General features: G+C 50.1%; 20 protein-coding genes. 1 reads left to right on the top strand and 19 read right to left on the bottom strand.

The annotated features are described in order from the left end of the window. Positions 1–91: 91 nt before the first annotated feature. From ACLIN2_RS15165 to ACLIN2_RS15135, 7 genes are all read right to left on the bottom strand, one after another. Positions 92–1,141: a substrate-binding domain-containing protein gene (locus ACLIN2_RS15165; protein ID WP_411504472.1), complete on the bottom strand. Its 1,050-nt coding sequence runs from the start codon at positions 1,139–1,141 to the stop codon at positions 92–94. Positions 1,142–1,246: 105 nt separating this feature from the next. Next, positions 1,247–1,783 carry a D-lyxose/D-mannose family sugar isomerase gene (locus tag ACLIN2_RS15160; protein ID WP_411504471.1) on the bottom strand — a complete coding sequence of 179 codons (537 nt, stop codon included), beginning with the start codon at positions 1,781–1,783 and terminating at the stop codon, positions 1,247–1,249. 21 nt (positions 1,784–1,804) lie between these two features. Then, a complete protein-coding gene (locus ACLIN2_RS15155) occupies positions 1,805–2,569 on the bottom strand; it encodes a DeoR/GlpR family DNA-binding transcription regulator (RefSeq protein ID WP_411504470.1) in 765 nt (254 codons plus the stop codon). A 73-nt stretch (positions 2,570–2,642) separates the two neighbouring features. Next, positions 2,643–3,845, bottom strand: coding sequence for a carbohydrate kinase family protein (locus ACLIN2_RS15150; protein ID WP_411504469.1), 1,203 nt, complete (start codon positions 3,843–3,845; stop codon positions 2,643–2,645). A gap of 14 nt (positions 3,846–3,859) precedes the next feature. Further along, positions 3,860–5,008, bottom strand: coding sequence for a Gfo/Idh/MocA family protein (locus ACLIN2_RS15145; protein WP_411504468.1), 1,149 nt, complete (start codon positions 5,006–5,008; stop codon positions 3,860–3,862). Between the two features lie 2 nt (positions 5,009–5,010). Then, complete coding sequence (locus ACLIN2_RS15140; protein ID WP_411504467.1) at positions 5,011–5,853, bottom strand: class I fructose-bisphosphate aldolase; 843 nt, start codon at positions 5,851–5,853, stop codon at positions 5,011–5,013. 408 nt (positions 5,854–6,261) lie between these two features. After that, a complete protein-coding gene (locus ACLIN2_RS15135; RefSeq protein WP_411504549.1) occupies positions 6,262–7,461 on the bottom strand; it encodes an ATP-binding protein in 1,200 nt (399 codons plus the stop codon). 349 nt (positions 7,462–7,810) lie between these two features. On the opposite strand from ACLIN2_RS15135, the gene ACLIN2_RS15130 reads away from it, so the two are divergent. Further along, positions 7,811–8,737: an aldo/keto reductase gene (locus tag ACLIN2_RS15130; protein WP_411504466.1), complete on the top strand. Its 927-nt coding sequence runs from the start codon at positions 7,811–7,813 to the stop codon at positions 8,735–8,737. Between the two features lie 65 nt (positions 8,738–8,802). Here ACLIN2_RS15130 and ACLIN2_RS15125 read toward each other — a convergent pair whose 3' ends face one another. From ACLIN2_RS15125 to ACLIN2_RS15070, 12 genes are all read right to left on the bottom strand, one after another. Then, positions 8,803–9,126, bottom strand: a complete 324-nt coding sequence (locus tag ACLIN2_RS15125; protein WP_122922755.1) for a hypothetical protein — start codon at positions 9,124–9,126, stop codon at positions 8,803–8,805. Then, complete coding sequence (locus tag ACLIN2_RS15120; protein ID WP_122922756.1) at positions 9,113–10,087, bottom strand: sugar-binding transcriptional regulator; 975 nt, start codon at positions 10,085–10,087, stop codon at positions 9,113–9,115. Before ACLIN2_RS15120 ends, ACLIN2_RS15125 begins: the two co-directional genes overlap by 14 nt. Before the next feature lie 113 nt (positions 10,088–10,200). Further along, on the bottom strand, positions 10,201–11,490 hold the full coding sequence (locus ACLIN2_RS15115; protein ID WP_411504465.1) for an NAD(P)H-dependent oxidoreductase: 1,290 nt from the start codon (positions 11,488–11,490) through the stop codon (positions 10,201–10,203). A gap of 39 nt (positions 11,491–11,529) precedes the next feature. Beyond that, positions 11,530–11,895, bottom strand: a complete 366-nt coding sequence (locus ACLIN2_RS15110; RefSeq protein WP_411504464.1) for a PTS glucitol/sorbitol transporter subunit IIA — start codon at positions 11,893–11,895, stop codon at positions 11,530–11,532. Positions 11,896–11,914: 19 nt separating this feature from the next. After that, positions 11,915–12,937: a PTS glucitol/sorbitol transporter subunit IIB gene (locus tag ACLIN2_RS15105; protein ID WP_327929251.1), complete on the bottom strand. Its 1,023-nt coding sequence runs from the start codon at positions 12,935–12,937 to the stop codon at positions 11,915–11,917. Positions 12,938–12,962: 25 nt separating this feature from the next. Next, positions 12,963–13,496, bottom strand: a complete 534-nt coding sequence (locus ACLIN2_RS15100) for a PTS glucitol/sorbitol transporter subunit IIC (RefSeq protein ID WP_092269852.1) — start codon at positions 13,494–13,496, stop codon at positions 12,963–12,965. Positions 13,497–13,566: 70 nt separating this feature from the next. Further along, the gene (locus ACLIN2_RS15095) at positions 13,567–13,977 is read right to left on the bottom strand and encodes a transcriptional regulator GutM (protein ID WP_328211674.1); all 411 of its coding nucleotides are present in this window, start codon (positions 13,975–13,977) and stop codon (positions 13,567–13,569) included. Positions 13,978–14,056: 79 nt separating this feature from the next. Continuing rightward, on the bottom strand, positions 14,057–15,445 hold the full coding sequence (gene lpdA, locus ACLIN2_RS15090) for a dihydrolipoyl dehydrogenase (RefSeq protein ID WP_411504463.1): 1,389 nt from the start codon (positions 15,443–15,445) through the stop codon (positions 14,057–14,059). A gap of 15 nt (positions 15,446–15,460) precedes the next feature. Next, entirely contained in the window at positions 15,461–16,690 is a 1,230-nt protein-coding gene (locus tag ACLIN2_RS15085) for a dihydrolipoamide acetyltransferase family protein (RefSeq protein WP_411504462.1), read from the bottom strand. 19 nt (positions 16,691–16,709) lie between these two features. Beyond that, entirely contained in the window at positions 16,710–17,699 is a 990-nt protein-coding gene (locus tag ACLIN2_RS15080; protein ID WP_411504461.1) for an alpha-ketoacid dehydrogenase subunit beta, read from the bottom strand. 17 nt (positions 17,700–17,716) lie between these two features. Then, positions 17,717–18,676: a thiamine pyrophosphate-dependent dehydrogenase E1 component subunit alpha gene (locus tag ACLIN2_RS15075; RefSeq protein ID WP_411504548.1), complete on the bottom strand. Its 960-nt coding sequence runs from the start codon at positions 18,674–18,676 to the stop codon at positions 17,717–17,719. Positions 18,677–18,822: 146 nt separating this feature from the next. Next, positions 18,823–18,990, bottom strand: a complete 168-nt coding sequence (locus ACLIN2_RS15070) for a hypothetical protein (protein ID WP_411504460.1) — start codon at positions 18,988–18,990, stop codon at positions 18,823–18,825. Positions 18,991–19,021: the final 31 nt, after the last annotated feature.

Genomic DNA, 19,021 nt, shown 5'->3' with positions numbered 1-19,021 from the left:
CCACCACCATTCCCTTGCAAAAATAGAAAGCGGGCCCTGCAGAATCGAGAAGAGGCATACTGCAGGAACCCTGGAAATGCGAATCGAACACCTATTTCCCCATCTTTGCTTTCAGATCTGCTTCGAACTTGGCGATGCCATCCGGATTGGAGCGGCTGAGCAAGATACCGTCTACAATCTCGGTCTTCCCTTTGCTCGCACTGACGTCTTCTCCCTTTACTTGCTTGATCAAAAGCTCCATTGCCTTGTAGCCCATAGTGTATGGATCTTGACCGGTTATCGCCTGCAGGATGTCGTCATCTGCTTTCAGCATGGAGATTAGCTGGTCGCTGGCATCAGTGCCAAAGACTTTGATCTTCCCTGCTTTTCCAGCATTCTTAACGGCCATGACCGCACCGATCGTCCCGCCTTCATTTGCCGCCCAGATGATGTCGACATCTGGATGAGCGGTCAGTACGTCACCTGTCACAGCTACTGCTTTATCCTGGATCCATGCGTCCTGATCGGCCACAATCTCGACGTCCGGATTTTCCTTTTTTACTTCTTCCACAAACCCCGTATAGCGTGCCGCACTTTGCTCAGGGAGCAGCGACTTGTATTGGATGATCGCAATCTTCGCTTTGCCGCCCAATTTTTCTTTGATATAGGCAGCTGCTTCTTTGCCCGTAATCTGCCCGATGTTCTGATTGTCGGATGTAAAACCACCAACAATGAATGGGGCATTGCTCAAGGAAATATTCGTGACCGCTACCTTCACCCCTTGCTCATCTGCCCGCTGCAAGGCCGCTATGGAGGACTCCTGATTCAATGGGGCAATCGCAATTCCGTTCACCTTTTGGGCAACGTAGGTATTGATCAGCTCTGCCTCTTTTCCTTGATCGTTTCCTGTATTGCTCGTCAAGATTTTCACTCCGGCAGCTTTGGCAGCATCCTCATACCCAATAGAGAGCAGCTTCATGAATTGGTCTTCCTGAAAAACGACACCCGCAACAGTCAACTCCCCTCCGCCCGATGAGCCTGATGCTCCACTTCCAGCACTGCCACCGCCATTCCCGCCAGCAGGTGTACTACTGCATGCGGCGAGCATAACCGTCAGAAGTGTTGAGACACCAATCAGAAGCGATTTCCTCCACTGCTTCATTGCCGATTACCCCTTTCCATTTGTAAGGAATCTGACAAAGCGAAAGTAAGCGCTTACTAAAACACCTTAGCTGCTGTTTTGGGAATTTTCCGTCAAAACGGCGCCTTACGTATTGATACCTTCCAATCGATTTAGACCTGGGTCAGTAAACACATCGAACTCATCCCGGCTCGTACTGGAAAATTCGGATACAATCGCCCCTTCGTCGCTCGCCTGAAACCAGTGCTTCGTATGCGGAGGGATCGTGTACTGCTCGCCTGGTCTCAAAATGATTTCGTGCTTGGCTGTGTAAAAGGCTTCTTTTCCTGCGGGAGGAATGCCTTGAATGTTTGGCGTTTCCTCCCCCTCCACGTACAGATAGACAGTCCCCCAACGGCAGCGAAACGTTTCCATTTTCCCATCTTCGCCATTTACAGGTGGATGCAGATGCTCCGGGCACGTTTGTCTTGGGAAAAGCACCAGCTCCTTGGCGCAGTAACGATCAGTATTGATGTACGTAAACAGCTGCAGTCCTTCGATCTCAAGATGCCCCAATCCCATATCCGCAATCTCGATTTGTTTCTGCTCTTCTTCTGTCAGCAATAATCCCGCTTTGTGTAAAAGCTCTACCGTGCGCTGCTTTACTTCTTCACGATTGGCCATGGACAAAAACCTCCCTGAAATTTAGACGAGAACGAGCTTCGGACTTTCTTTTTCCTGGAACTCGCGCTGGTACTCCGCTTTTACTTGCGTGGTCGAAATCACGGCATCGACGTGCTCCCATCCGGCGAATCTGTTGAAGGCTGTTTGTTCAAATTTTGTATGATCCGCGACTACATAGACGTGACGGGTCACGGTCATCATTGTACGTTTGACTTCTCCTTCAACCATGTTGGAATTCATGAGACCGCGCTGCTGGGAAAGCCCGCTGCAGCCAATAAAGGCGTGATCCACCTGCAGCTGCCGTAAAAACTGAACGGTTGTGGGGCCGACCAGCGATTGCGTGGAATGACGTACATCGCCCCCCGTCATAATGACCTGCAGATTCACATTTTGCGACAGCAAAGAAGCAATATTAATCGCATTGGTAATGACCGTAATGTTTTTTTGAGCGAGCAGCTTCCTCGCAATTTCGAGTGTGGTCGAGCCTGCATCCAGCAGCACAGACTGCCCCTCCTGAACGAGGGAAACCGCCTTTTCGGCAATTCTCTCCTTTTCCGGCTTGTGCGAATCCTCGCGAATGGAAAGCAGGATGTCTTCTTCCAAATCTTCGGTGTAAACGACACCGCCATGAACCCGCTTAAAGGTGCCCAGTTTTTCCAGCTGCACCAAGTCGCGGCGAACAGTCATATCCGATACCCGAAAATGCTCGATCAATTGTTGAACCGTAACGTTTTTCTGTTTCTCGATAAACTCTTTCATCTGTATTTGTCTCGTGCTGTTCAGCATGATTTTCCCCCTCGAAAGCGAAAGCACTTGCCTCGATTCATTCAATTCCACAAACAAACATTTTCAAACAACATTAAACGCGCGATCGATCCTTGGGTCCGATCCATACCGTTGCCGCCTCCTGCCACTCCCAGCAGGCTGGAGCCTGTCGCAGAGGAAGTCGATCGCCCCTCTCACGTACCCGCACGGATACTTGCTCCCACGGAACCACGCCGCTTGTAGCATCGATCGCTTCCACACAAAAAGCACCGACGGCAACGGCATGATTCATCGCGCTCTTTGGTGAAAGCCCTTTGAGCAAACCCGCCAAAAATCCAGCGATGGTGCAATCTCCCGCACCTGTCGTTCCTTTTACATTTGTTTCAAAGCAAGGTGCCCACAGCTGCCTTTCGGACCAGCGTTCCACGTCGCCAATCAGTCCTGCCCCTATTTCTAATAGCCGCTTTTTGGAGCCTGTTTGCAAATACAAACCGGATTCTCCCAGCTTGATGACAACCATTCCACATCCCATACCAAGCAGCTCTTCCGCAAGCTCGCCAATCACTTCTTCTCCGACGAGAGACAACATTCCGTCCTGGCCCGCCCGAAGCTGCAGCTCATCATAGTAAGGGCGCTTCAGCATAAACAGGATTTCCTCCAAGCTGGGCAAGAAAATATCTACATGTGGCAAGGTTTTGCGCAGCACGCCTACCCAGTCGATGCTCCCAGATTCTGCATCCGGGTCAGGCATCGCCATGTCCAAAGAAGTGGCTGCCCCTAAACCTTTTACTTTTTCCATGAGCTGCGCAAGATTATGCCCTTCACGCTCGCGGATTCGTTTCATTTGTGGCGGATAGCCAAAATGGAACAGCTTTGCCCGCTCGACCTGTTCGGTTTTGATGTCCTCAACAGTAAATGTATCATTGGCGCCAGGACAATGCAGGAAGATGCGATCAACGCCAGGAATGCTCAAGACGATCGAGTAAGAGGTGTGCTGTCCCTCTGCTACGATCATGCTCTCAGCCAAACGAGGATCTACTCCCTTCAAGGAATCAAGGAGAATCCTGCCGAATTCATCATTGCCCACCTTGCCCATGAGACTCGTCGATATCCCCAAACGATGCAGGGCAACCCCCGTATTGGCAACGGCTCCGCCTGTTGCGATCGTCGCAGCTCCTACCTCGATCAGCTTGCCTGGCAAGAAAAATTGCTTTAGTAATTTCCCTTCCTGGATGGAAGGGATGACATCCAGACAAACAAGTCCAGCGACTACGACTTCCGGTATATTAGGGGTCATTTCGTTACCACTCCTTATTCCAAGTTGACAATCACACCCTTCCGATGGGATTCCAAAGCAGCTGAAAATAACTGATGGGTAAAAGCAGCTTCTTGTGGAGTTGCACATGTGAAGGGCTGGCGCATATTTGGGCCATTTACGACTTCATCGCAAAACGCTGCCCACATCTGCAAAATCGCATCGGAAAAGCCAAATTCAAAAATAGGTCCGGTAATCGTCGGGTATGCAGAAGCATAAGGCAAATCTTCCGTGCACCAAGCCTGCTCTCCTCCGGGCCGATAAAGCATCGAACGCCATTCTTTCGGATTCTTGGTACTGAATTCGACGGAGCCTTCCATCCCAAGCACACGAATGAACCAGGTGTTGTTATGACCAGGAGCAATGCGCTTCATCGATAGACTCATGGGGAAGACATGCGAATCCGCTTTCACTTCGCAAAGCAAGGTAGCGTTGTCCCACGTCTCACATGGGACCAGACTGTCATCTGCTTCTGGCCTTTGCTCCACCAGATTACTTAGGATCGCTCGCACATTTCGCGGCTTCCACCCAAGACGCAGCGGCAAGTGCAGGACGTGCATCCCCAAATCTCCCATGCAGCCGTATTCGCCATTCGTAGCGATCCGGCGCTTCCAGTTGATCGGCTTTTGCGGATTCAAGTCGCTGCTATGTAAAAATCCTGCTTCCACCTCGATGACTTTCCCCACGTTTCCTTTTCGCACAAAATCATAGACCTTCAAACCCCCTGGGAAAAATGGCAGCTCAGAGGAGCAGCGCACCACCAAATCTGGACGCTCCGAGATGGCTTCCAGCACTTGCACATTTGCTACCCGATCGATACCAAACGGTTTTTCGCCCAGCAAATGCTTGCCTGCCCGAATAATCGCTGTGTATAGCTCTGCGTGCAAGTGATGGGGAACCGCACAATAGATGGCATCGATTTCCGCCAGAGAAAGCAGCTCCCGGTAATCCTTTGTCACATGACGAATGCTGGGGAAATGAGAAGTGAACCACTCGGCAGCAGCCAGATTGGCGTCACAAACAGCGACAATCTGCGGCTCGGCCTCCGTATCTAAAAGATGACACCAGCGCGAAACGGCACTGGCAAACTCTTTTCCCATCAAACCGCATCCAATGACTGCGAATCTCACCTTCTTCTTTGACATCTTCAGCGATTCTCCTCTTTCAAGATTTGCATCGCATGCTCGACAGTCGCCCCATCATGAACAATTGCCATGAAGGCCCGGGTTATTTCTCTAGGTTTCGGATGTTGGACGACATTTCGCCCATAAACAATTCCAGATGCACCTTGTTGCATGAGCTGATAGGTCCTTGTGAGAATCTCCTCCTCCGACGCTTTTCCGCCTCCACGTACCAAGACAGGAATTCCAGAAGCGGCTTCAATCACCCGATGATACTCCGTGATGTCATCGCAGGGATCTGCTTTGATGATGTCTGCCCCCAGTTCTACCGCCTGTCGCACAAGCGGGATAATTTTCTCGATGTTCCCGTCCACCATATAACCACCGCCCTGCTCATTTGGCAGCATGACCAACGGTTCAACCATCAGCGGCATCCCGAATTTTTCACAGGCGAGTTTGATTGTACATACGTTTTGGATACATTGATGATAGACCTCAGGCTGGTTCGGAATAGAGAACACATTGACCACGACACAAGCAGCATCCAGCAAGAGAGCCTGCTCCACCGGATTTTGAATCATCTCGCTGAACAAATGTCTTGGCAGCTCTTTTCCATAAACATTGGCAACATCTGTGCGCAAAACAAGGGACGGTTTTTGTCTGCCAGAAATCCGCTGCAAATACTTCGCCTGACCGACGCTGAGCTGGATGGCATCCGGATCGGCCGCCACGACCGTCTTTACAGCGCGCTCCATCGACTCGATCCCGGACAGAAAAGCATACTCATTGAAAAAGCCGTGATCAATGGCCACATCAAAGCATTTCCCATCAGCAGCAAAGAGCCGGTTGAGCCGGGCAGAAGGCGACATCTTCATCACTCCATTAACGGAATATTTTTGTTTGTAAGATATATGCCTATCATAGACAGGAGATAACTGGAAATCAACATAATTATCACAAACGAACATTAACAAACAATCAGCTTGTTTATCGCTAAGGAATGTCGTTCACTCTGTTCACTTACACGCGAATTTCACCCGCTGCTTTCTTGCCTCGATTCTTCGGCATACGATGTTAGCACGGAGAGAAAGGAGGTATGACTGTTGAGCATCAAAAGGACGATGGAGTGTTTCCATCGCTTCTCCTTTTATTCGCATGTTTGTTGGTTTACATAATGATTGTTATGTTGCGTAATTTGCCATACCCGTGCTCTATTTACCTACATGCTTAAAACGCAAAAAGAAAAAGCTTCATCCGCGATTGGACGAAGCTTTGTATTAAGCAGATTCCGAGCTGCTTGGAAATATGAGCTTGTACTCGGTTCCTTTCCCAGGCTCACTGGTGATTTCAATCTTGCCGTTCATTTTTTTGATGATCCCAAATGAGACCATTGTCCCCAGACCTGTCCCTTTTTCCTTGGTGGAATAATACGGTGTTCCCAGTCTCTTGATCTGTTCCGCAGTCATCCCAATCCCTGTATCGTTCAGATTGATGATGATATGATCATTCTTTTTGCTTGCCTTTATCTCCAGCATTCCCCCATCACGGAGGGCCTCGATCGCATTTTTCCCAATATTGATTAAAGCTTGACGGAATTTGTAGCGATCCCCGATGATCTGGAGCGCTTGATCTTCAGGAAGCACTTTGTGAATTTGGATATTGTTGTAATTGGCATACGTGATCAGTAGATTCGATAAATAGGTGATCTCTTCGTGTACGCAGATGGCTTCAATCGATTCCGGATCTGGCTTTGCCAAGGATAAATAATCACTGATGATGAGCTGCGCACGATCCAGTTCTTCCAAACAAATTCTTTGATAGAACTGCTTCTTTTGCTTGTCCACATCATCGGCAGCGAGCAATTGGATAAAGCCTCTTACGGTTGTCAGCGGGTTGCGGATCTCATGGGCGACCGAAGCCGCCATGTCACTGACGATTTTGGTTTTTTCGCTTTTAACGACCTCTTCTTGCATATAAAAGTACGATTGCAAAAACTCCATAGCATACACGCAAACGCCAATAATGACCGCTTGCAGGATATAGGTATTCAGGGTTGCGAGCGGATACTGCAATACTTGCTGCAAGCTCCCTTGCGTGATGAAAAAATACGTCGAAAACGTAGTGAGCTTTATCGCCGTACACAACAGAATTGCGACAGCAATTTTTTGATACAGCTTTTGATAAGGATAGTTTTTGTACAGCAAAAGAACAAAGGCGAAGCTCGGCAGTATGGAAACTGCATAAAGAAAATTGTTGGGATTGCCTAACAAAAATCGATAAATGAGTAAGGTCAAGTAGAGCAGAATAGAGACGACGGGCCCACCGTATAGAGAAGCGATCGCCAAGGGAACCGACCGAAAATCATACGTGACTTCATTTACTTTTACCGGAAACGACATGCTCAGCAGCAAGGCTGTTGCGAAGAGGACATAAAAAAGTAACCGGTGATAAAATACGTTGCTTCTGTTTTTATACAGATAGGGATAGAAGACAAGCGGGGAAAAAATGATAAAAATATTGAGTAAAAAATCCTTGAAGTAAACGAACGCCGGCCCCTCCCTTTTCGTAACGAGAAGTATATACCCTCTTCATACACATTTTAACATTTATGAAAAAATGTGCACAGAGTTAATTGTGCCAACAAAATTGGCGTGACTTTGTCGTTGAAATCGTGATTTGTTCCTATCGTAGCATGTCTTCTCTTTCGCACTCTGTCAAGTCTATTTTCCATTCGGAGCTCCATTGTCATTCCATCTATTGCTGACTGAATCGTCTGCTTGGTACAATCTATTCGATACATACTTAGACGTATGGAGGGGTGTAAGCGTGAAATACTTTCCTTTGAGTGACACGAATCTCGAGGTTTCTTCACTCGTGTTGGGCTGCATGCGGCTCAAGCAGCTGTCGATATCTGAAGCAGAGTCATTGATACGATCTGCGATTGAGCAAGGAATCAACTTCTTTGACCACGCCGATATTTATGGCCATGGCGTATGCGAAGAGATCTTTGCGGAAGCTCTCCAAATGAATCCCAGCATACGCGAAACCATGATCCTGCAAAGCAAATGCGGCATCCGCTCCAAAGAAAACTACTACGATTTGTCAAAAGAGCATATTCTCCGATCCGTAGACGGAATTTTGAAGCGACTTCAAACCGATTACCTGGATATACTCCTTCTCCATCGTCCGGACCCGCTTGTAGAGCCTGATGAGGTTGCCGAAGCCTTTGATCAGCTGCATAGCCAAGGCAAGGTGAAGTACTTTGGCGTGTCCAACCATACACCGGCACAAATCGAGCTGCTCCAGCGCTCGCTTCCACACAAGCTGATCGTCAACCAAATCCAGCTAAGTATTGCCCATACACCCGTGATCGACTCTGGTGTTTCGTTCAATATGAAGGTCGATCAGTCCATCAATCGTGATAGCAGCATCGTGGACTACTGCCGCTTGAACAACATCACCCTTCAGGCATGGTCACCTTTTCAGCATGGATTTTTTAAAGGGCCTTTTCTTGGAGATACCACCAACTTCCCTGAATTAAACCAAATCATTGACACCATTGCAAAAAAATATGAAGTGACCAATACAGCGATCGCCACCGCCTGGATCGAACGTCATCCGGCAAACATTCAAGTGATCCTCGGCACGACGAAGCCGGAGCGCCTGCTCGACGCTTGCAAAAGCTCAGGGGTAACACTGACGCGGGAAGAATGGTACCAAATCTACAAAGCCGCTGGAAATATCGTGCCGTAGCTGTCCCGTTCTCCAAAAAAGAAACGAAGGCCGGATCAGCCGACCTTCGTTCTTTTGTGCGTTCTTCAAATCTTCCGTTTGTATTTCAGCATATCCTTGATTTCTTTGTAGGTGCGAAATGGTTTGCTCATCACACGATAAGGGAGTGAAAACAGGAAGTGAGGTAAGTTATCCCCTGCCTCATTTTTAAACCGCTTCGGCTTGCTGAAGACACGCTCCATGTAGTTTAAGTACAGCTCTCTTTGAATGTCCGCCCCGCGCGAATCCGATAGGGAGCATACTTCGCAGCGAATTTCATACAAAATGTTGTCGACATACGTCACTTCATGGATGGTATCGTCCATGCATTTGATACAGAACAACGAAGCCTTCATCTTATCCTCTTTCACTTATACTCACCCCCTTGGCCTTCTCCAGTAATCGCTCTGCCAAATATTCATCTATGATCAACTTGTCGAAATAGTTGCCTTGCAAACCTGCCCAAACTGCCGCAAGCTTTTTCGTGCCTGAGACAACACCTACAACCGTCGGGATATTTTTGAGATCTGCAAGCTCGATTCCGATGACCCGGTTATTCAAATTGTTATCGATCGGCTCTCCTGTCTTGTCAAAGAAACGGGAGCTAATGTCCCCCACTGCTTCGCCATCCCGCAATTGTCGGATGTCTTCTTCTTTCAGATAGCCCATCTCTGCCATGGTGGATTCGTATGGATTTCCGATCCCTACTATGGCCAGCTCGACACGGCGCGCTTCCTCCTGAATGGAGCGTATGTCCGGCGAGTCTACCAACTGCTTTTTCAGCTCGATGGAGTCCGCGATGGCTGGTGCGTAAAGAAACTCACAGGTTCCTCCCAGCTTTTTGGAGAACTCGTAAGCAAGCTGGTTGGAGTGAATTTCAATGCGGTGCCGACCGATTCCTCCTACTAGAGGGTATACTTTCATTTTATGATGTCTCTCAAATGGATATTCATTGACCAGATGGTATAGCGTCGTTCCCCAGGAGATACCGATCCGCCGTTTGTTGCGGATCCACTTCGGAAGGTACTGTGCTGCTGCTTTCGCTACCTGCTGCTTGATGATTTCTTCATTTGTAGAGCCTTGGGCGGGTACGACAATGACCTCATCCATCTTCAAGGCTGCTTCCAGCTCTTGCTCCAGCTCAACCATACTTACAGTCTCGTCCCGAATGTAGATTTCTACGACTCCTGTATCTTTGGCACGCTGCAGCATTTTGGAAATAACCGGCCGGGAAACTCCGATTTTTTTGGCGATTTCCGCCTGTGTGAGTCCATTGACGTAGTACATTTTGGCGATGCGTACCAGTTCGCGTTTTTCTGTCCAGTTATCCATATGTATCCCTCATTAAAAACGTTACTATACTCTTCTTCCTTACATATTATAACAGATTTCCCCTGTTTTTTAGAAAGAAAAGAGGAAGACGGCTGTTGCCTTCCTCCCACTGTTTAATCATTGTTCTCCATTTGTTCACGAAGTCGCATGATCGTATTTTGTTCGGTGATCTCAATATCATGGAAAGTAATCACGGAGCCTTGGGCAACGTCTCTGCTAAGCCGAATATTTGGACCAATCAGACCAATCGGCAGCGCTTCTTGTTCGCGCCTATCAGCTGCCGTGATGATTTTCCCGTACGCAGAGAATCCTCCGATGCCATCGAGCGCTTCGCCAGCTTGCAAATCTTTTTTGGCTACGGCCACCGTTTCTGCCACCATCCCAAAGTAGGGAGCAATTGTCGCTTCCTTTTGCAGGTAGGCACGGGCGATGGAGAGCGGAGTCTCCAGACTGGTCAAATGATAAGGCCGATACAGGACGTAGTTTGGACCCGAACCCATCTTCAAGTACTTCATCGTGTCATGTACCTCTTGCATCGAGGAAGAGATGATTGCAAACACTCCGGGCGCAACGCCGTCCACATAATCAACGATCTTGGTACGATGCAGCATGCCGCCTGCTTCTGTCAGAGAGAACAGCCCTGGCAGCTCAGCCAGCTGTGCTTTGCGGCCATGCATCCCCGGAACATCCGGAACGAACCCGGTTGCGTTTGCCACTGCCGTCATTTCCACCATCGTCTTGGTGCCGTCCTGGAACGAAGCAAGCATCTTGGGACTGGAGCCTTTGGCAGCAGCTTCTTCCCGTGCCGTATCGGGATTGGCGTGAACATTCAGAGCGTTGTTCTTTCCTTTTCCGAGCGCAACGATCTCAAAGCCTAGCGCGTCGGCAAAGTCATGAAGCTCCATAATCGCACCCGGCTCATCCCCAGCAGAACCCGTATAGACGACTCCTGCATCATCTGCCAGCTTCTTCAGCCATGGTCCTACGGTGACATCCGCTTCTACGTTCAGCATGACGATATGCTTTTTATGGCGGATGGCTTCCCAAGCTATTTTCGCCCCGATGTCTGGCATACCAGTCGCATCCACGATCACATCCACATTGGATAGCTGTGGGATCAGCTCGGCTTCTGTGGTCGCGACCGAATAACCCGAGGCAATCGCTTGATCCGCTTTGTCAAAATCCTGCGTCTCCAGGATGCGAGTATCTGGTACACCTGCTCTGCGATAGGCAGCTTTGATGTTTTCCGGAAACAGGTCAGCCGTGATGACGACTCTCATTCCGTGCATGCCTTCTATTTGCGAGATCAAACCGCGTCCCATTTGCCCAGCGCCGACCAGACCGACGCGAATGCAGCCTCCTTCTTTTTCTAGTGCTGCAAGTCGTCTATTGAATCCCAACATGGTGTCTCTCCCTCTTTTCTCTTGATTGGATGTTGTGAATTACGGACGGATGAAGGCGACTTTCAGGCCAACTTCCAATGGGGGAAAGTCAACCTTTGCTACGTGGATATTCCCAGGCAGCTGCGGGGTTTCACTTCCATCCGCTTTCACAGTGCAATGACCGATGTTTTGAAGGGTTTCGTTTGCTTTCTCGCCCACACTCGTCACTTGCAATTGCGTATCTCCCAGAAGTAGAATGTCCCCTGGCTTGATTTCCTCTGTATGCGCTGATTTGGTATGCAGCACGGCCATATCGTGCAGCTCTTCCGGGGCGTCCTGATTGAAGAGGATCAGCATATTTTCATTCAAAAAGTCTGGAACCATCGCTCCAATCGAGACAACAGTGCTGGTAAACAAGGTGTTCATGGAATACCTCCTGAAATGATTACTCGCTGTAGAGTCCAAAGCTTGCTACGTAGGCAATGACGACTGCGATCGGGCCCGTGATCTGGCGGGAGAGCAGTACGGCTGGTACCCCCACTTCGATGGTCTCTGGCTTTGCTTCACCCAACGTCAGCCCTACTGGTACGAAATCGCAGCCTACTTGCGGGTTGATGGCAAAGAGCGCCGGCAACGCCAACTGTGGCGGGATCGTGCCACGACCAATCTCTACCCCCACCAAGACACCGACTACTTGCGCGATGACGGCACCTGGTCCAAGCAAAGGCGAGAGGAACGGCAGTGCGCAGACGATCGAGATGATCAACAGGCCGATGATATTTCCTGCGAGCGGTTTGATGACGTTCGCTAAAATATCGCCAATCCCGGTGAAGAGAATGATCCCGATCAAGGTACTGACGAATGCCATGAACGGAAGAATATTGCGCAAAACCTGCTCGACCGTATCACGACCTGCCTGATAGAAGGTTCCGACCACGCCCCCCATCAGGCGACCAATTTTCTCAATGAACCCGGTTTTCTTCGGCGGCTGATTGCCCTGCATGCTGGCGACTTTCGCGCGGGCTTCCGCTTTCAACTCCTGTGCCGATTTTTTTTGCTGGCTTGCGGCATTACTCGCGGCAGCAGTCGCCACTTCATCCATTAAGGACACATTGTTCTCTTTTACGCCGGAGACAAAATTCGTCTCTTTGATGAAGTTAATCAGTGGACCAGAGGGAGAAGCAGGAGTCACGTCTACGGTAAGAACGCCTAGCTTTGGATACACACCGCAGCGTGCTGTTCCACCGCAATCGATCACGACGCATGCCATTTCATCCGGCTCTACTTTGCTGGAAAAGCCATCGACGGCAATCCCGCCCGTCAGCTCCGCGATTCGGGCTGCAACGGGATGAATCCCTCCCCCTGTAATCGAAGCGATATATGGTTTTTCGTCTGTCGGCAGGATGGTAAGAGGACCTCCCCACCCACTTGACGCTTTTGTTACTTGCACCGCACGATAGTTGCTCATGTCAACGTCTCCCCTCTTCGCTTCCTTATACTGCTGCTTGTGCTTCGCGGCGTTTCATCATCGCCTTTGTGATGTACTCGGTTACGATACCGCGAATCAAAATGACGAGGATCCCGACCAGGAAGTAGCGAATCGCCAAAGGCCCGAGAGACAGTCCCAACTGAGTGATGCCGGTCGCAATACCCATGTAAACGAAGAGCTCAGAAGCGTTCGCATGAGGGAACAATCCCGTGATCGGATGGCAGAACGATACGGCAGAATCGTAGAAGGCCGGTTTTTGATACTCCGGCAAGAATTTACCGAATGTGTATGCCATCGGATTGGTCAGGAAAAACATGGATAAGATCGGGAAAATGGTGTATCGCAGGATCATATTGCCTGTGCATTTGGCAGCGAAGCGTTCGATGCGTTCTTCTCCAACGAATTTGATGAATGCGTTTACAGCTGTGATCAAGCAAATCAATGTAGGAATGATTCCTGTCACTAATCCTACGAAGGTCTTGCCGCCTTCCTGAAACATTCCGATAAACCCTTCTGCAAGATGTACAAAAAAGTCCATTTACGCATACCTCCCGATTAAAAAATAAAAACCAGATGAAAGAATTCATCTGGCCCGCGGCCCAACTTTTTTATCCAATTTGTTCATGTTCCCTTTGTTGCTGCTTGGCCTGCGCGGCCCGGATTTGCTCGATTGCCATTCGAAGCGCTGTCTGCACCGGCTGCTTTTGCTGTTTGGAGGCAGTGTCGTACAATGTGTCCATTGATTTGCCAATCGGTTCCCCGTACTTCTGAAACCGGGAGAAAACGCTGACCCCCGACATCCGCTTGCACTGAGTCACAATTCCTTGTGGATCGGTAACGAGAATGACGACGGCACCGACTCCAAAGCGTCGTTTGTTCACTCCCACTCCCAGGTAGCCGTTCGGTTGCTGCTGCATGAGACGCAGCTCCTGATAGTAATGGCGTGACTGTAGCTGTGTCAGCACAAGCTGCAAAATCCAAAGCCCTGCGAACAACAGAACAACGTACCCCCAAGTCAAGTGACCACCTCCCTTTACAAATGTTCTTACTAGTTACAATTGTAAATTGAAAACGTTTTCATGTCAAACAGATTCTTTCTTAGGCGTGGATGCCTTTCCCTAGCCATTTTGCTGCTGCCTCCATGAAGCTCTCTGAAACGGTAGGATGCGGATAGATCATGTTCGCGACATCGTCTACGGTTGCTTCCAGTGACAGGAAGGCCGTGCCTGTTGAAATCATTTCCGTGACGTGTGGGCCGACCATGACGACTCCCAGCACTTCACCGTACGTTTCTTCCGCAATCAGCTTGGTAAAGCCGCTGTTCTCGTCTGAAGCCATCGCTTTTCCGTTTCCTGCATGCGAATAAATCGTTGTCTTCACGGCATATCCTTGTGCTTTTGCTTCCTCTTCGCTCAAGCCCACGCTGGAAATCTCAGGCGAGGTATAAATGCAGCGAGGAACTGCTTTCATATTTCCCTTTTGTTTTCCGCCTGCTGCATTGATCGCAGCAGCTTGACCTTCTGCACTCGCGACATGTGCCAGCTGCCATCCACCGATGATATCTCCCGCCGCATAGATACCTGGTATCGATGTTTCCAAGTATTCATTGACCTGGACAAACGGGCCGTTCATCTCTACACTCAAATTTGCTACAGCGGACAAATTTGGCTTCCGACCCACAGCTACAAGCAACGCGTCGGCAGGAATCGCTTCGGTATTCCCCTTCGTATCCTGGGCATGGATTACGATCCCTGTCTCACCATTTGCGATCGAAGTCACTTTTAACCCCGTCCCAATCGTCACCCCTTTCTTGCGCAACGACTTGGACAGGCTACTAGCTGCGTCTTTGTCCTCTTGAGGAATAAGTCTGTCCGCCATTTCCAGCACAGTCACCTTCGACCCCAGGCTCGCAAAAATGCAGGCGAACTCTACTCCGATAAAGCCTCCCCCGAGAATCGCGATTGACCTTGGTACCTGCTCGACATCAAAGATCGTGTCACTCGTGAAATAAGGTACCTGTGCTAGTCCTGGAATCGGTGGTACAGAAGGCGTGGAACCCGTTGCCAAAATGATCGAGCTTGCTTTGACGACCGTGCGCAAGCCGTCAGCTGCTTGAACGGAAATGCTCTTGTCTGGATTCACCTCGCCAAAGCCTTGTACAAGATCGATTTTGCCTGCTTTTAATAGACCCGCAATTCCCGTGCGAAGGGTTGCGATCACCTGATTTTTTCGGTTCAGCATCTTCTCGAGAGAAAACGTCACCTCCCCGGTCTCGATTCCCCAGCTAGCGGCATTCCGGATCTGGTCCAAAATCCCCGCCTGATGCAGCAGCGTTTTGGAAGGGATGCAGCCTCGATTCAAGCAGGTACCACCCAAATGGTCTGCTTCAATCAGTGCCACGCGCTTTCCTTCCTTTGCACCGCGAATGGCTGCAACATACCCTGCTGGGCCTCCCCCAATCACTGCGATATCGTATGTTTGCGACATAGTTAGCTCCTCCTTTTACGCCAGCAGGTGGTATGGTGCCTCTAGATATTCTTTGACATCCTGCAAAAAAGCTGCCGCAGGAGCACCATCCATGACACGGTGATCAAAGGAAAGACTCAAAGACATCATCGGGCGCAGCACAATCTGTCCATCGACTCCCACAGGCTTCTCATGAATTCTTCCCACACCTAAAATGGCGCTCTCCGGTTGATTGATGATCGGGGTGAAGGCATCGATCGCGTACATCCCTAAATTGCTGATCGTGAATGTACCACCACGCATGTCATCTGGCAGCAGTCGTCCTTCACGTGCCAATCCTGCCAGTCGTTTCGTATCGGTGGTCAGCTCGGCAAGACCTTTGCGATCGGCATGCTTAACGACGGGGACGAGCAGTCCATCGGAAACCGCTACGGCCAATCCGACATGAACCGAATCGTGGTACACAATCGTTTCATCCTGCAAGGAAGCATTGACCTTTGGATGGCGTGCCAAAGCGGCTGCGACCGCTTTCATGATCATTTCGGTATAAGACAGGCGCTGACCGGTCGTTTTCTCGATGGAGGGAAGCAGTGTCGCTCTGACTTCCTGCACGCGTGTCATGTCCGCCTCTGTCGTCAATGTCACATGAGGAGCAGTGAATGCACTCTGCGTCATTCGCTGTGCGATTACCTTGCGCATTCCCTCGAGCTTACTTGACGTACTCGAGGAAGCAACTGTTTCAAAAGCTTGGCTCACAGCAGGCTGGGACTGCCCTTTCCGTGCTGAAATGGCGTGCTCGACGTCTCCTTTTTGAATACGTCCATTCGGTCCGGAGCCTTTTAGTTGGCGAAGGTCTACATCATTTTCACGCGCAATCCGTCGAGCGACTGGCGTGGCTCTGAGTTTGTCTCCATCCGATTGGGTTTCCTCCATCTTTCTTGCTGTTTCCTCATGCTCTTCCTGTTTTTCTCCGACCTGCTGGGTATCAGCTGCTTCCAAAGAAGGAGGCGCGTCTGCTACCACCTCGCCTGCAGCGCCGACATATCCTATAACCTGGTTGACAGGTACGACTTCATCTGGGCCATAGTAAATTTTCAGCAGCGTCCCTGTCGTATAGGACTCTACCTCGATATTGATCTTATCCGTTAAGACTTCCAGTAAAACATCACCTTCACGAACCGGGTCTCCCTCTTGTTTAAACCATTGGATGACGGTTCCGGTTTCCATCGTCATACTCAGTTTTGGCATGAATACTGCGGTTGCCATCTTGCTTATCCCCTTCCTGTCAGCGGAATACCGTTTCCTTGACTGCTTGGATGATATCTTGTTCTTGTGGAATGGCTGCTTTTTCGAGGACAGGATTGTACGGAATCGGAACTGCCTTTCCTCCCAGACGTTTGATCGGCGCATCGAGATAATCGAAGGCTTCGCTTTCCGCGATCAGGCTCGCTATTTCTCCGCCAAAACCGCCGCGCTTGACTGCCTCATGGACGACAACCACACGCCCTGTCTTCTTGACCGATTCGACGATCGTCTCGATATCCAAAGGCACCAGCGTGCGCGGATCGATAATTTCTACACTGATTCCTTCCTTCTCCAGCTCGGCTGCTGCCTGCAAAGCTTTGTGTACCATAATCGCAGTTGCCACGATGGTCACATCGGTTCCGGCACGTTTGATATCGGCTTTTCCAATCGGCAAGCTATAGGACTCCTCCGGCACATGGCCCTTCGTCCGATAGAGCAGCTTGTGCTCGTAAAAGATGACAGGGTTGTCGTCATCGATGGCGGCTTTCAGCAATCCTTTAGCGTCATAGGCGGTAGAAGGCTGTATGACCTTTAGCCCCGGAATATGCGCCATCCATGCTTCCAGGCTTTGGGAGTGCTGGGCTGCAGCACCTGTCCCCGAGCCAGAGGGCGTGCGCAGAACGAGTGGAACCTTGCCTTTCCCGCCGAACATGTACCGGTTTTTCGCTGCCTGATTCACGATCTGATCCGTCGCAATCGTGATGAAATCGGAAAACTGCAGCTCCACGATCGGGCGCATTCCCGTCATGGCTGCTCCAACAGCTGCCCCTGCGATCGCCGCTTCCGAGATCGGTGTATTTCTCACGCGCTCTTTTCCAAATTCCTCGATCATGCCGCGCGTTACACCAAACGCGCCACCGTAGACGCCGATGTCCTCCCCCATGATGAATACATCCTGATTGACCCGCATTTCCTGACTCATGCATTCCCGCACCGCTTCCAAATAAGTAAGCTCTCTTTGTGCTGACACTGTGTTCCCTCCCTCGCCTATGCGTAGACGTCTTCTTCTAGAATTTCGATGGGCGGCATCGGGCTTTCCTCAGCAAACTTCACCGCATCCTCTATTTCCGCTCTTGCCTCCGCTTCGATCCGGGCTGCGTCCTGTTCACTGAAGATTCCTTCACTGATCAGCACCCGTTTCATTCGCTCAATCGGATCGCGGTTGTTGCGCCAGTCCATTTCCTCTTCCCGAGTCCGGTACTTTTTGGCATCGCTTTTCGAGTGGCCTTTCCAACGGTAGGTTTTCGCTTCGATCAGAGTTGGACCCTCGCCTCTACGGGCACGTTCTACTGCTTCATGGGTCACATTCATCATGGCGAAAATATCATTTCCGTCTACGACTGCTCCAGGAATGCCGTACGCTGCAGCCCGCTCTGCGATGTTGGCGACCTTCACCATCTCTTTTACCGATCCAGACATGCCGTACTGGTTGTTTTCACAAATAAAGACGACAGGCAAATTCCAAATGGCGGCCATGTTCATCGCCTCGTGAAAGCTCCCTTCATTCGATGCCCCGTCTCCGAAAAAGCAGAGGGTGACATAACCGAGCTGCTTCATTTGGGAAGTCAGCGCAGAGCCAACAGCGATCGGGATCCCTCCACCGACAATGCCATTCGCCCCCAGATTTCCTTTCTCTACATCGGCTATATGCATGGAGCCGCCTTTTCCTCGGCAGTAACCGGTTACCCGTCCTAACAGTTCCGCCATCATCCGGTTGGCTTCTGCACCCTTGGCGATGCAATGGCCGTGTCCTCTGTGTGTGCTCGTAATCTTGTCGCGATCCTCCAGCACCGCAATGGCACCAGCTGCGGAAGCTTCCTGCCCTACACATAGGTGCGTGGTCCCGTGAATCATCCCTTTGGCAAAAAATTCATCGACTTTCTCATCGAAAAAGCGGATCACCCACATTTGGCGAAACAGCTCCACCAGCTTTTTCTCTGTAACCATCGATGGAACACTTACATTGATAACCAAATTCCTCTCCTCCTCAAGTTGTCTTTCTCTCCAGGCTTGTATATAGCAAAAACGGATCAGATGGAGGGAATATTCCCCCACCTGACCCGTGGTCCAAGCGTCGGTCTTGCCTATTGAGATTATGGAGTTGACTGCTTTTGCTGGCTTTGATCACGCTCGTATTCTTCGCGCGTCATCTTTTTGACGGAGATGAGAAACACTTCATCTTTTCCTTCGCAAATCAGCTCTTCGTGTTCAAACAGTTTGTAGACCTTCGTTCCGGGAGTTACCTTTTCAATGACCTTCATGCGTGTCACCTCCGGATGTCTTTACATTTGT

It is taken from the genome of Brevibacillus centrosporus, from assembly GCF_046622605.1.
GTDB classification, from domain to species: domain Bacteria; phylum Bacillota; class Bacilli; order Brevibacillales; family Brevibacillaceae; genus Brevibacillus; species Brevibacillus centrosporus.
The sequence above is the reverse complement of the archived record's forward strand: the minus strand, read 5'-3'. Positions and strand labels throughout refer to the sequence as shown.

Excerpts from the sequence above, each read along its gene's own strand:
- ACLIN2_RS15165 (WP_411504472.1), bottom strand. The coding sequence starts at position 1,141 with ATGAAGCAGTGGAGGAAATCGCTTCTGATTGGTGTCTCAACACTTCTG.
- ACLIN2_RS15160 (WP_411504471.1), bottom strand. The coding sequence starts at position 1,783 with ATGGCCAATCGTGAAGAAGTAAAGCAGCGCACGGTAGAGCTTTTACAC.
- ACLIN2_RS15155 (WP_411504470.1), bottom strand. The coding sequence starts at position 2,569 with ATGCTGAACAGCACGAGACAAATACAGATGAAAGAGTTTATCGAGAAA.
- ACLIN2_RS15150 (WP_411504469.1), bottom strand. The coding sequence starts at position 3,845 with ATGACCCCTAATATACCGGAAGTCGTAGTCGCTGGACTTGTTTGTCTG.
- ACLIN2_RS15145 (WP_411504468.1), bottom strand. The coding sequence starts at position 5,008 with ATGTCAAAGAAGAAGGTGAGATTCGCAGTCATTGGATGCGGTTTGATG.
- ACLIN2_RS15140 (WP_411504467.1), bottom strand. The coding sequence starts at position 5,853 with ATGTCGCCTTCTGCCCGGCTCAACCGGCTCTTTGCTGCTGATGGGAAA.
- ACLIN2_RS15120 (WP_122922756.1), bottom strand. The coding sequence starts at position 10,087 with ATGGATAACTGGACAGAAAAACGCGAACTGGTACGCATCGCCAAAATG.
- ACLIN2_RS15115 (WP_411504465.1), bottom strand. The coding sequence starts at position 11,490 with ATGTTGGGATTCAATAGACGACTTGCAGCACTAGAAAAAGAAGGAGGC.
- ACLIN2_RS15110 (WP_411504464.1), bottom strand. The coding sequence starts at position 11,895 with ATGAACACCTTGTTTACCAGCACTGTTGTCTCGATTGGAGCGATGGTT.
- ACLIN2_RS15105 (WP_327929251.1), bottom strand. The coding sequence starts at position 12,937 with ATGAGCAACTATCGTGCGGTGCAAGTAACAAAAGCGTCAAGTGGGTGG.
- ACLIN2_RS15100 (WP_092269852.1), bottom strand. The coding sequence starts at position 13,496 with ATGGACTTTTTTGTACATCTTGCAGAAGGGTTTATCGGAATGTTTCAG.
- lpdA (WP_411504463.1), bottom strand. The coding sequence starts at position 15,445 with ATGTCGCAAACATACGATATCGCAGTGATTGGGGGAGGCCCAGCAGGG.
- ACLIN2_RS15085 (WP_411504462.1), bottom strand. The coding sequence starts at position 16,690 with ATGGCAACCGCAGTATTCATGCCAAAACTGAGTATGACGATGGAAACC.
- ACLIN2_RS15075 (WP_411504548.1), bottom strand. The coding sequence starts at position 18,676 with ATGGTTACAGAGAAAAAGCTGGTGGAGCTGTTTCGCCAAATGTGGGTG.
- ACLIN2_RS15070 (WP_411504460.1), bottom strand. The coding sequence starts at position 18,990 with ATGAAGGTCATTGAAAAGGTAACTCCCGGAACGAAGGTCTACAAACTG.